At 36.0% G+C, this 14,184-nt stretch carries 6 protein-coding genes; 2 read left to right on the top strand and 4 right to left on the bottom strand.

Annotated elements, in window-relative coordinates:
* Positions 1-34: 34 nt before the first annotated feature.
* From HYN56_RS19725 to HYN56_RS19710, 4 genes are read right to left on the bottom strand one after another with little or no spacing between them, the layout of a single operon-like run.
* On the bottom strand, positions 35-1,855 hold the full coding sequence (locus HYN56_RS19725; RefSeq protein ID WP_109193750.1) for an alpha/beta hydrolase fold domain-containing protein: 1,821 nt from the start codon (positions 1,853-1,855) through the stop codon (positions 35-37).
* Entirely contained in the window at positions 1,839-4,808 is a 2,970-nt protein-coding gene (locus tag HYN56_RS19720; RefSeq protein ID WP_109193749.1) for a glycoside hydrolase family 2 protein, read from the bottom strand. The genes HYN56_RS19725 and HYN56_RS19720 overlap by 17 nt, the downstream gene beginning before the upstream one ends.
* Positions 4,805-5,920, bottom strand: coding sequence for a glycoside hydrolase family 88/105 protein (locus HYN56_RS19715; protein WP_109193748.1), 1,116 nt, complete (start codon positions 5,918-5,920; stop codon positions 4,805-4,807). Before HYN56_RS19715 ends, HYN56_RS19720 begins: the two co-directional genes overlap by 4 nt.
* An 11-nt stretch (positions 5,921-5,931) precedes the next feature.
* Positions 5,932-8,730: a glycosyl hydrolase gene (locus tag HYN56_RS19710; RefSeq protein WP_109193747.1), complete on the bottom strand. Its 2,799-nt coding sequence runs from the start codon at positions 8,728-8,730 to the stop codon at positions 5,932-5,934.
* A gap of 461 nt (positions 8,731-9,191) precedes the next feature.
* Between HYN56_RS19710 and HYN56_RS19705 the strand changes: the two genes are divergently transcribed.
* Together HYN56_RS19705 and HYN56_RS19700 are read left to right on the top strand one after the other, a co-directional pair.
* Complete coding sequence (locus HYN56_RS19705; protein WP_109193746.1) at positions 9,192-12,335, top strand: SusC/RagA family TonB-linked outer membrane protein; 3,144 nt, start codon at positions 9,192-9,194, stop codon at positions 12,333-12,335.
* 6 nt (positions 12,336-12,341) lie between these two features.
* Complete coding sequence (locus HYN56_RS19700; protein ID WP_109193745.1) at positions 12,342-13,874, top strand: RagB/SusD family nutrient uptake outer membrane protein; 1,533 nt, start codon at positions 12,342-12,344, stop codon at positions 13,872-13,874.
* Positions 13,875-14,184: the final 310 nt, after the last annotated feature.

Below are 14,184 nucleotides of genomic sequence, written 5' to 3'. Positions count from 1 at the left end.
ATTGGTATGGTTTTAATTATAGAGCATTAATTGGTTAGTTACTGCCTGATTCCTTTTTCAAAGTATTTAATTCTGTTGCAGAAACCTTTATTACACTACCGTGACGTGTTCCAATTGGAAAACTGATCTGCTCCGAAATATCTTCCCAGCCTTTAGCAGTTTCTTTAACCGCTCCGTATTTCTTGTCCCTATATTTATCGAAATAGACAATCCAGCTGTTGTCGATTTTTACAGCAGTCGGCCCTTCTGCCCAGTAGTTTCCTGTAATCGGCTCGCTTGCTTTACTGTAAGATCCGGTCAGATTTTTACTGTAAGCAACTTTAAGATTCTTCTGTACCGGATTTCGGGTTTCATCTTTTAAAAACATTACATATTGTTTATCTTGTTTTACAATAGTAGCATCAATTACATTAAAGCCTGGATCATAAAGCAGTTTAGTTTTGCTGAATTTTTTAAAATCTCTGGTTATGGTATAATAAATTCGATGATTGTAACCTTTCTCTTCTTCCGATTTTGTCTCAGGAAATTTTCCATCAATAGTAGAGGCCCAGTAAATCATATAGTCTTTGCTTTTTTCGTCATAAGTGATTTCTGGAGCCCAAGTATTTCTGGTTTTTTCTTCATGCATCATAACCGGAATAAACTCTTGTTTCGACCAATGAATTAAATCTTTGGACGAAGCGTATCCAATACCTTTGTCTGTCCAGCTTACCGTCCAGACCATGTGGTATAATCCGTCTCCACCTTTGATTACGCAGGGATCACGCATTAATTTATCTTTTCCGACTTCAGGAGTTAAGAAGGAAGTGTCATTTTTAAGACTATTCCATTTATAACCGTCTTCGCTGTATGCCAGATGTAGTCCGTCTTCGCCGTTCCCTTTAAAATAAGTAAATACATAAGCATCGGACTTAAGAGTATAATTATTTGCAGTAAGCCATTTTTCGCAAGTTTTTGGCCAGAAAGTATTGGTTCCTTTTACGCCTAAACCAAAACCATGACCGCCGTTTTCATACAAATGCATTTCAGCTGAAACTTTTTCCTTTTTTAAAGCCAAATAATAATTGATACTGTTTTCTACAGGAACTGCCTTATCATCTGTTGCATGAACCAGAAAAGCTTTTGGGGTTGCAGCATTTACCTGTTTTTCATTAGAATAAAAATCAACTAAGGAAGATTCTGGATTTTTTCCAAGCAAATTGTCTTTTGATCCCTGATGCGTAATACCTTCCTGAGTTGAAATAACAGGATAAATCAAAATAGAAAAATTAGGTTTTGCACTGGTTGTATCAGACGGAATATATACTTTGTCGTTATAATGAGTGCTTAAAGTAGAAGCCAAATGTCCTCCGGCAGAAAATCCCATTATGCCAATTTTGTTCGGATTAATTTTCCATTTCATAGCATTGCGTCTCACCATACGCAGTGCTTCCTGTGCATCCTGCAATGGAGCGACGGTTTTATTTTTCATTATCAAATCGTTTGGCAGACGGTATTTGAGCACAAAAGCATGAATGCCGATATTGTTAAGCCATTCCGCAACTTTAAAACCTTCCTTATTAATGGCAAGCATTCCGTAAGCTCCTCCAGGGCAAATAATGACAGCACTTCCGTTTGATTTTTCAGGATCGGCAAAATAAGCTGTTAAAGTTGGTACAGTTACTTTTCTGACACCTTCTGCAATTCCGTCTTTATTGTAATCTACTTTTTCTACGTAGTCTTTTGACTGAATTTCATCAGGAATTTTATCCCATAATGGTATTTCTTTCTTTTGTGCCGAAGCAGCAAAACTGATCAATAAAGAAGCTAAAAATGTGGTTGCTTTTAGTTTTTGGATGTTAATCGATTTTTTCATAAAATTCTATTTCTACAATGCGTAACTGTCCCGACGCATCAACGGATGTTTTATCTTTAAATAAGTCAAGTTCTTTTGTTGGATCTACTTCCGTAATCTTCGAAAAATTATCTTTTTCGGTATTAATGCCAATCAATTCAATTGTAATTTTTTCAGCCAAGACAGGTTTTAATGGAATTGTAATATAACCCAGACTCTGAGTTGTGTTTCCTTTAAAAACTTCCTGTCCGTCTGCCAAAATCCTGATTGGGTAAATTTTAGATCTCCAGCCGGTAAGTTTTACGACAATTTCGTTCACGATTGATGGTTTTGCCAGCGTATATGTTATAGTTCCAGTATTGATGTTTCCGTCGTTTCTCCATTCCGTCAGCTCATTATCATCATAACTTTTGTAAGTGTCATTATTGTTTGAAGGAGAGACAGCATTTAAGATTTCAACGTTTTTTCTTTTTATGGTATAAGAGGATGTTTTGGGAGTTGGACCACGTTCTAAGTAAGATGGAAGACCAGTTCCTGGAAGCTGTTTTGAAAGTCCATTTGAAATTTCTATTGGTTTGCTTTCAAAAACTAATTCAGCAGGTTGTAATCCTTCAGAAACGGCTTTAATCTTAATTTTACCTGATTGTATCATCGACTGAATCATAACTCTGTTGATGCCGTTTTCAACTGGAATTTTTTTAGAAAGTATATAGTTTTTAGGGCCAAGCGCAATACCTCCAAGCCATTCTGCAGGGCCTTCCAAAGTAAAAGAAATCATATTGTTGCTAATTGGACAACGATTTCCTTCTTTATCAACTGTTTCAACATCAATCAATGCTGTGTCAGCACCGTCGGCAGTTAAGCCATTGGGATTGGTGTTTAGTTTTAATTTAATGGCATAAGGTTCGCCAGAAGTGCTTTTAGAATCCTCACTCAGAATTGTTCCGTTTTCATCATAACCAATCGCTTTTAAGGTTCCTGATTTCCATTTTATATTTTCAAAAGTAAATAAGAATTCACTGCTTCTATTTCCAAAACCTAGTGAAGAATCATTTAAAAATAGCTCAACTTTAGAAGCTGTTGAAACCACATAAATAGTTTTGGTTACGGAATCAGAATAATTCCAGTGCCCCATAATATGTGTACGGTGTTTTTCAATATCCACCCAGCCATCCCACATTACTTGATGTGTCCAGAAACCGTCTTTCGGAATCCGCATGGCATCGACTTCGCCACTGGTTCTGTAATTTACTTCACCGCGATGATGCGTATTGGAATCCGAAAAAATAATATTGACCCCACCAGAACTGACTCTTTTACCAGTTCCCGGTCTTTCTCGATAATAATCGTACCATCGTACAATATTTTCAATAGCATGTCTATCCTGATTATGATTGTAAGCTTCAGCAGGATTACCACGGTATAAGGGGCCATCGCCTTCTTTATGATAGGGAGGAGAAAACTCATCCCAATATTTACGAAGTCCTTCATCCCTTGAATATTCGGTTGCCCAAAGCGGTTTTCCAGCGCTTTTGTTAATGTAAAGCATTTCGCCGCCATATTCCGCTTCACGGCTATCTAGCATTTCACGAGAACCAATAGCGCGTCCTCCAAAAGGATCATAGGTATTGCGAAGGCTTTTCATTTCGTGCATATGCGCTTCGCTGATGGATTCATTGCCACTTTCATAAAAAATAATACTCGGATTATTTCGATTGTAAATAATAGCATCCCGCATCAAATTAACTCGTTGTTTCCAAATATCGCCCTGAGCATCTTTTTCGGCATCGCCTGCTGGCATTGCTTGCAGAAGTCCGACCCTGTCACAGGATTCTATATCTTGTTTCCAAGGTGTGACATGCATCCAGCGCACCAGATTTCCATTTCCTTCCACAATCATTCTATTGCTGAAATCACTGAGCCATGCCGAAACCGACATACCAATGGCAGGCCATTCGTTGCTGGTTCTTTGTGCATAACCTTTTAACTGCAATACACGATCGTTGAGCCAAAATTGTCCTTCTTTAAAATCAGTTTTTCTGAAACCTGTTCGGGTTATCACTTCATCAGCCGTTTTTCCATCAATTTTTAAAATTGTTTTTATATTGTATAAATACCCATATCCCCAGCTCCAGAAATTCAGTTTTTCAACTAATTGATGTGCTTTGACAATTTTGGTTTCATTAGGTTGCACAATAGTTTTGTCTCCTGAAAAGACAGCTTTTTGATTTCCTTCCAAATCTTCTATCACAACTTCAAATGTTGCCGTTTTAGGAGTATCAAATTCATTTTTAATTTGGGATTCAACATTGATAACCGCATTTTCGGATTCTATATTTATTTGAGAAGGATATATATATACTCCGGTTGTTTTTAGATTAGAATAAAGCGGTAATGTCTGATATAGTTTTCCAGTAATGTGAAGAAATACATTTTTCGGAATACCGCCGTAGTTTGCATTAAAATTAATGTTATTCCATTGATAAGGTATTCCAGTAGCTTGTTCTTTGTACTTCCAGTCGTTATCAATTCGGAGTGCGATACAGTTTTCCTGCGGATAAGGTTTAAGCAGTTTTGAAATATCAAATCCAAAAGCCATTACGCCATTTTCATGAAGTCCAATTTTTTGTCCGTTTACATAGATGAAGCCTGCCTGACGAATTCCTTCAAATTCTATAAAAACTTTGTTGTTTTTAATGCCTTTTGGTAGTTTGAATTTTTTGCGATACCAGACAATTCCTGTAGTAAGATGTTCAATATCTTTTTCAAAAGCTTCTGCCTGATTGTAAGCATGAGGGAGCGTGACATTTTCCCAAGAATTATCATTAAAAGCAGGCGATTCCGCATTTTTAGAATCACCTGCTTTCAGTTTCCAATCAGAATTGAAATTGTATTTTTCTCTCTTAAATTCCTGAGAAAATAAAGCGGTAGTAAATAGAATTAACGCAGTATATAAGAGAGTCTTCTTCATCATTTCATTTTATAAATTTCTGAACCAGCCAGTAAAAAACAGCCTAATCCGTAATCTTCGAAATCAGGAATTTTCTCATAAGATAATGGCTGTCCGTCTTTAGGCTCTTTTCCAGTTGACTGTAAAAATCCTAAAAATCCGTTTTCGTGAAGACTTTCTTTTGTAAGGGCATTCCAGGCTTTTTCAATTACAGGAAGATATGTTTCTTTTTTCAAAATACCGTTGTTTACGCCGTAAGCCATTCCGTAAACAAATAATGCAGTTCCAGAAGCTTCTTTTCCTCCAAAATTAGTTGGGTCGTGCAGACTCACATTCCAAAAACCGTCAGGTCTTTGAATTGGAACAAGTGCAGCAGCCATTGCTTTCAAATCTTTTACATATTGATCTCTATGAGGTGCATTTTCAGGAATAATGGTCAATACTTTTGCTAAAGCCGCAATTACCCAGCCATTACCGCGGCTCCAGTAACAGTCTTCTCCGTTTGGTTCTTTGTACGGAGGGTCAAAATCGGCATCACGCCACCATAAACCGTCTTTTGGATTAAAAAGTCCGTGGTCGCCGTGTTTATTTCTCGAATACATATACATTTGATACATTTTTTCGAAATAACGATTGTCTTTTTCCAAAACCCCCATTTTCGCAAAAACAGGCATTCCCATCTGAATAGCGTCAATCCACGACCAGTCATCAAGCTGAGGCGTGTTTAAAAGCATATTCAGATTGGCTTTTGTATTTTTTAATTTTTTAGAATCCGGTTCCAGATTGTACAAATCAATATAGGTTTGGGCTGCACAGTAATTATCTGCATTTCGGGTAGTGTTGCCACCGTTGAATCCCCATTTGTGGAACTCAGACCATGACATGGCATAATCATAATACGCCTCTTTCGGAAAAATTTCATGCAGTGCCATTAATCCTTCATAATAAACTCCCCTTGTCCAAATATTACTTGGGCGCTCTTTATTCGTAATAATTGTTTTTCCTGTTTCAGGCCATTTCTGCATAAAATAATCATTGGCCAAAATCATTTGTTTGAGTACTATTTTTTTGTCAAACTGCTGTGCGGTGGCATTATAAAAAGCGCCTATAGCGAATATTAAAAGTAATTTCTTCATTTTAGATATCGTTATTTAATAGTTAGTTTAGAGGTTAAAGGAGTAATGGTTACAGGGCCTAATAATCCGGAAGGCATCGGGCTCCATTTTGTAGCGTCGAATTTTTTATAATCTTTATCGACCATATTGATTTCATAAAAAATCTTCCATTCTTCTCCTTTTAATTCTTTGTCACGAATTCTGTTGGCAGAAAGATTCGTTACCTGAATCTTAAGAATGTTTTTGCCTGATTTTAGTTTCCCAATATTTAACTGATATGGAACAGACCAAGCTGTGCCAATATACTGGTCATTTAGCCATACTTTTGCGCTTTCTCGGACATCTCCCAGATTTAGATTCCAAGATTCTGTTTTGACATTCGGATTGTCAAATTCCAAAGTATAGGTTGCAGAGCCTGAAAAGGCTTCGGCTTCAGGACTTAATTTTGTCCATGATTCCAAATTTGAAATTGTGGCTGGGCTTGGCAGTTTAGGGCCTCCTTTATCAAAAGTAATTTTCCATTTTCCATTTAGAGGAACAGCTTCGGCAGTAGGTTCAAAATAACTCCATTTTTTTTGTGACGCCGTGTTTTCTGTTTTTAGAAAATAAGATTTGCCCGGTTCTATTCTGATTTTGACAAATGTTTTATCACCTGTTTTTTTGACGATGGCATTGCCAAATTCCCTATTTAAAGGATCAAGAATAATAACTTCTTTATTGCTGATCTGCAATGGAATAAAATCATCAATTGTTTTGGTGGTATGATTGACTAAATAGTATATTTTTTCTCCGTCGATTGTTCTTCGGGTATATTTTAAACCTGTATTTACAAGTGTTTCAGGGTAAATCTGTACATTTTCTAATGCTGTAAAAATATCAGAGACAGGTTTTACCTCTTTGTTTTCAGCTAAAAGAGACTGCAGTTTTTCTTCCTGTTTTTTATAATCATAAAAACCGGGAACAGATTCTGGCAGATTTTCAAAAATAATTGCAGCTCCAGCTTTTTTCAGTTCAATTAATTTTTGAAGCGTTGCCAAAGGCATTTTTTTGCAAGAAGGAATAATTAAAGATTTAAAAGTTCCTCCTGGTAGCACTATTTTACCATCAATGACTTTGGCATCAGCTATGAAATTATCTGAAATAAAATCAACACCATATCCTTTTTTCATCAGCTTGTTGGTCATATCATAAAATGAGGTTCCATGCAGCCATTCGGAAAGAGAATGAATTTTAAATTCAAAAAACAAAGTGCCTTTTTTGTATTCGTTCCAAGTATCAAAAATTGGGAAATACAATAAGATTTCATTGTCTGATTTCCCTAGCTGCAGTAATGATTGACAGTTAGCGATATAAGAAAATAGGGCAGGAGCATCTTCCCAAATGCTGTTATTGGCATTAAAATTTACTGAAGCATAAAACTGCCACCCCGGCCAAGCAGCTCTGTCTGGTGAATAAGTAGAACCGTGCAGGAAAATATGATTGATTCCGTTCAGCATCAAATCTTCAGCTTCTGGTTTACATTGTGACAATGCCGCTTTAAAATGTTCGCGAAGCCAGGTAAAAGTTTCAGAAGAAACGAGATTTTTTCCTGAAATATGCGCCGCCGATGAAGAAAATTTCAGCATAACAGGATCTGCATCACCGGGACGAATATCTTCTTTTTCGCGTCTAAAGCCTGGAATATCAAAAGGCATCGAACCAAAAGTTTCGCATTCCGGAATATCAGCGGAAGCGTACAAATCAATTAAATTTCCGGGAGAACCATGGGCCTGCAGTTTGGTTTTAAAGTTTTTAGAATTGGCCCATTTCGTCCAGGGTTTGTCAAATTTATTCAGTAATAAATCACCAATAGTCTGTCGGTAATCGCTTCGTATTCTGTTGCTTATTTCATCGTCAGTTTCATTGAGCAATAAAGGCAGTTGTTTTTTAAGATCATAACCTCTAAGTTTTAAGAATTCGTCAAAAAATGTAGGAGTAAAATCCGTTCCATAAACTTCATAACTGTCATTAAATATAGCTCTGATTTTTCCTTCACGTCCTTTGAAAGCATTGTTAAACGGAACAGTATAAGCGTTTAATGCTTCTTCAGAATAATGGTCTAATGTAAAACCAGCTCCTCCCGGCGCAGCTCTTTTTACCTGCTGTCCTGTTTTACCTGTAAAAACGGCATATAACGTATAATCGGTTTTTTTTGCAGTCCATTTTAGTTTGTTAGGTTCTGGATTTGGAAGCGAAACAGCACTTCCGTCAAAACCTTTGTCTTTTGATTTCGATTTGCTTCCCGCAAGCTGATCTGTGAGATTGATATAAGATCCGTCACTTCCATAAGCTACAACATACAAAAGTGAAGCGGGATTTTTTTCTTTGCTGTTTTCCAGTTTAATTATCCTGTCGATTGTTTCGTTCTTTTTAAGAGGATATTTCTCGACAATAAGTTTGGTAGCGGCATATTCAGGCGTAACATGAGAGCCACCGTATGGCCATCCTGTACCCAATACCATATCGACCTGCATATGAAGACTGTCTGCAACGTGAATGGTATAATCAAGCATTTCCAGCCATTTTGGAGAAAGATAATCGATGAAGTTTTTTTCTTCTCCTTTAACCCCGTAAATCGGAGTAATTTCAACACCCCCAATTCCTGCTTTATAAAAATCGATTAGGCTTCTCTTTAAATTAGGTTTGTCTACTGCGCTTCCCATCCACCACCATCTTGTCCAGGGCTGGTTTATATTAGAAGATTGCGGCCAGGGAGATTTTTCATTTTTCTGACTAAAAGAAATTAGAGTTATGAAGAGGAAAAATACGATATATGATTTTTGTATTCTCATTTTTTAAGTGGTTGGTCAGTTATAGTTGGTAAGGTGTTTATATTTAGTTGTTTAATGAATTAATTTCTTTCTTAACTAGATATAATGAGAGAGTAAAAATATTTTTTGTGAGTCAGAATGCTATCCTGTAGCGTCCTGTTTTTTTGAGAATTTAATAAATGTATTATTTACAATTATTGCTGTTTGTTTTTGAATAATACTCTTTTTTAAAACCACTAAACAGATAATAGTTTAAAAATTTTTGAAATAAATTTTCAATGTGAAAATTTTGTTTTTAGGAGGATTTTTTTATTTGAAAATCAATATGTTGACACTATTTATCTCGTTAAAAAAGGCATAATAAAATTGTGTTTGTATTGTAATTTATTGAATTCTAACAGGATACCACAGGATACCACGAGGATTGCTTCTAGATACATTTGGATTACTAGCTAAATATTAATTAACCAAATTAAACCTCTATGAAGAACAATCTTAATCTCTTACTGATTATGATCTTATTTTTGTTTGCGTATTCATCAGGCTATGCGCAAGGAAAAACGGTTACAGGAACCGTGACAGATCCAGCCAAATTATCAATACCAGGTGTTAATGTAATTGTAAAGGGAACCAGCAGGTCGACCAGTACAGATTTCGACGGTAAATATTCTATTTCGGCCGCACCCGGAGAAACATTGGTTTTTTCGTTTGTGGGATTTGTTAAACAAGAAGTAAAACTTGGGGCTAATGCGAGTTACAATGTATCGCTTGAAGCTGAGAGCGCAAACTTAAATGAAGTTGTGGTAATTGGTTACGGTACTCAAAAGAAGAAACTAACCTCTGGAGCAATTTCAGGAATTAAAACAGAAACTTTTACAGAACGTCCAATTTCAAGAATTGACCAAGGATTAATCGGTCAGGTAGCTGGAGTTCGTGTAAAGCAGACTACAGGTCTTCCGGGACAGCCTTTTAGTATAGAAATCAGAGGAGCTGGTTCTATTACCGCAGGAAATGAACCTTTGTATGTTATTGACGGCTTCCCAATTTATACTGAGGGTTCAAACAGCAATGGAGGCTTTTCTAACGGAAGTCCGCTTGACAACATGAACCCAAATGATGTAGCTTCGATTGAAGTTTTAAAAGACGCTTCGGCAGCTGCGATTTATGGTTCCAGAGCTTCGAATGGGGTAGTGATTATTACCACAAAAAAAGGTAAAAGAGGAAAACCAAAATTTACTTTTAATACTTACGGAGGAGTTAATAAAGAAGCAAACAGAGTGGATATGCTCTCTGCAGAAGGATGGATTAAACGTGCAAAAACAATGATCGATTCACAATGGGTAGGTTCCGGAATTGCCGGAGCATCTGCAAGTCAGACTACAGCACAAAGAATAGCAGCTTACAATGCGGTAAACCCTGCGACTCCACTTACTACATCAAATTCAAGATATTTTACATACTTGTATGATGACAGATGGGATATGCCGGGACATCCGGGATTGGACTATATTGACTGGCAGGATAAAGTTTTCCGTACTGGAGAATTCAGTAATTATCAATTAACGGCTTCTGGAGCTACAGATGCTGTAAATTATTATGTTTCTGCCAATTATCAAAAAAATACTGGATACATCATTGGAACAGATTATTCTCTTTTTTCTGCAAGAGCAAATGTAGATGTTAAGTTGTCTGAAAACTTTAAAATGGGAATCAATTTGGCGCCTTCATATTCCATTAAAAATGATCCGGGGGTTGAAGGAAAAGATAATACTTTGTTTAAAGCTCTTACTGCAACTCCAGTTTTTGAAAGTGCTTCAAACGCTGCAGGAGAAAAATATACAACTCGTTATGCATGGGGTTCTAGTACAACAAATATGCTTAACGCTTTAGCAAGAACAGGAAGAAATTCCATGTACAGAAATCTAATTTCAGGATATGCTAGTTATCAGTTTGCAAAAAGTTTTACTTTAAAGAGTACTATTAATTTTGATAACTCAGACAATGTAAATGAAAGTTACACGCCAAATGATGTTATTGCAAGTATCAGAGGAGCATATAATACCTATAGAAGACAAAATATCGTAAATGAAAATACGCTTACTTATGATAGGACTTTTGGAAAACACAGTTTTAATGTGCTTTTAGGAGAGTCTTTTAATTCTTATGAAATTACAAAATCTACCATGTCATCCGGAGCGCTTTATAACAGTTCAAGTATAGAAACGCTTCCTGCGGGATCCATCGGTTCTACTACTGCCGAGAAAAATACATTACTTTCTTATTTTTCACGTCTTCAGTATAATTTCAAAGAAAAATACATTTTTTCTGCTAGTATCAGACGTGATGGATCTTCAAAATTTGGTACCGACAGAAGATGGGGAACTTTTTCTTCTCTTTCGTTAGGATGGAGAGTGAAACAAGAAGCTTTTCTTGAGAATGTTGACTGGTTGACCGAATTAAAACTTAGAGCAAGCACTGGTATAAATGGAAGTAATAACATTGGTAGTTATGCGCAATATGCAACTCTGGGTACTTACAATTACACCATTGGAGGCGCAGTCGCAATTGGTCAGGGAGCCGTTTCTATACCAAACCCTTCATTGCATTGGGAAGAATCAAAAAGTATTGATATTGGTTTGGATTTCGGATTTATTAAAAACAGACTTACCGGAACATTCGAATTATACAGGAAAAATAATAGCGAATTGCTTTTAAGAGTTCCGGTCCCGGGAGATTCTGGTTTTCAGACGTATTTAACTAACATTGGAGAAGTGCAGAATCAGGGATGGGAATTTGAGTTGAACTCTTTAAATGTTAAAACACCAAGTTTTGAATGGAGAACTTCTGCAAACATAAGTCACAATGAAAATAAAGTTTTAGCATTAGGTCCTGGTCAGTCTAAAATTGAAATCAGTAATGCGTATGACGGAGGAGTTCCGTTTGTAAAACTGGAAGTAGGAAAGCCAATGTATACAATTTTTGGATTGAAACAGAACGGAGTAGTGACTCAGGCAGATATTGATGCAGGTGGAACTACAATTGGAGGAAATAAATTAGTACTGGGAGATCCAAGATATGTGGATCAGAACGGAGATAAAAAAATCAATTCAGAAGACCGTGTTGATTTAGGAAATCCAACTCCAAAATACACGTGGGGAATTACCAATACTTTTAAATATAAAGATATAGATTTAAATGTTTTGGTTCAAGGGCAAAACGGAGGAACAGTTTACGGCTTAACAGGACGTGCTATTGACCGTACCGGAATGGGATCTGTAGAAAATTCATTAAACGTGGATCCAGCCGTTAGAGGAAACTGGAGAACATCTTTTGGTTATCAGGCTAACTCAGACTGGTTGTATAAGTCGGATTATGTGAGTATTAGAAGTATTTCGATTGGTTATAACTTAAGACAAGCGCTTAAAGGAATTTCAAGAATTGATAACGCCAGATTATATGTAACAGGAGAAAACTGGTTTTACTGGAATAAATACAAAGTAGGTTTTAATCCGGAAGCAGTGAATACTTCGGCAAGTTCAAATAGTGATTTCTCTGTTCCTGTTGATTATGGTGGAGCACCTTTGGCAAAATCTTTAGTAATTGGGCTTAATATTAATTTTAATTAAAAGAAAATGAAAAAATATATCATCATAGCAGCAGGTGTTTTATTATTTGCACAGTCATCTTGTACAGATGAATTGACACAGTTGCCTTTGTCACAGGGAACAATCGAAAACTTTTATGCGACTCCGGGCGATTTTGTACAAGCTAGAAATGCAACATATTCGATAGCTTTTCATGGAACATCTGTTTATGGTTACGCTAACCGATTAATGAATTTAAGCGAAACAAGATCGGATAATTTGATGGCTACAACACAGGCATCAAGAGATTGGGAAGGAATCAACAGTTTTTATACTTCTATAAGTTCTAATACTTATGTGAAGGAAGCTTATTTAACGAATTACAATGCGATTTATAAAGCCAATCAGTTACTTGAAAAAATAGCAGAAAAAGGAGATGCGATTTTTACAAATCCTGCTGATAAAACTGCAATGGCTGCAGAAGCTCATTTTTTGAGAGCATTTTGTTATTTTGATTTAGTAAGATGGTTTGGCCGAGTACCGTTAATAGATAAAACATTAACAGCACAAGAAGCAGCAAAAATACCAAGAACAGCTGTTTTAGATGTTTATAAACTAATTATTTCAGATTTAGAATTGGCTATCACTGATCTTCCTCCATCCTATGACACTGCAAATTTTGGCCGTGTTACAAAATATGGTGCAAAGGCATTATTAGGATTGGTGTATATGACACGTTCAAGTCCTACTTACGGAATTGATGGTGCAACATTAGGATTAAATGAATGGGATAAGGCATATAAAGAATTAAATGATATTAAGTTAAGTGGTTTGTATGCATTTGGAGCAGACTACGATCCGATTTTTAAAACAGAAGGGAACGCTAATAAAGAAAATGTACTTGTAATTCCGTATACGCAGAATATTTCAACTCCGGTAGGAGGTAATTTTATGGTAGAATTAGGTTATGAGCCTTATTTTGCTTCTTTAAACTTGTCGGCACAAGGAGCTTTAGAATCTCGACCTATTTCAAACGGATTTATGAGCCTGTTTGCCGCAACGGATAAAAGAAAAATATTCGGAATTGCAACAAGTTATACGGTGGCTTCCGGAACATACAAAGGCAGTTATACACTTCCGGTTTTTAAAAAATATATTGATGCGACAAGATACGGAAACGGTCGTGAGGACTGGGGAGTCGATTTTATGATTACACGTTATACAGATGTGTTAATGTTAATGGCTGAATGTACACTGCATGGTGGCGGAGGTTCGCAGGCAGAAGTTGATGATATTGTAAATAAAGTAAGAACCAGAGCAGGTATTGCTGCAAATGCTTCTAATATTACTTTGGATCAATTATTTGAAGAAAGAAGAAAGGAGTTTTTTGCAGAGGGAACAAGATGGTTTGACTTAATAAGATCAGGCAAAGCTGTGACAATTATGAATGCCTGGAAAGCTGCGGAAGATACTGAGAATAAAATCAGGACTATTGATAATAATTCATTGTTATATCCAATTCCGTTATCAGAAATACTGGCAGTTCCTGGATTGTACGATCAGAATCTTGGTTACGATTAATAAATTTTGCCCCAAGCATTATTTTTTGTTTTTGAAGAGGAAATCGTCTCATTTGAGGCGATTTTTTTGTTTTGATATGATTAAAACAGGATAGTATTTTTGAAAAAAATAATTTTAAATGTTGTGGAAATAGATTTTTAAATGTTGAAATCGCACTTATTTTGAGTATTATTTTCTTAGTATGTAAAAAAAAATATAAAAAATTACGAGAATCTTAATTATTATATTGATTTGTTTTTTCTAAATGTTTTTTTGGTTTTTTCCTTTTGAAATCAGGGCTTGCAAAGATTTTATTGGTTAAAAAAAACTT

This window comes from Flavobacterium crocinum, assembly GCF_003122385.1.
GTDB lineage: Bacteria > Bacteroidota > Bacteroidia > Flavobacteriales > Flavobacteriaceae > Flavobacterium > Flavobacterium crocinum.
The sequence above is the reverse complement of the archived record's forward strand: the minus strand, read 5'-3'. Positions and strand labels throughout refer to the sequence as shown.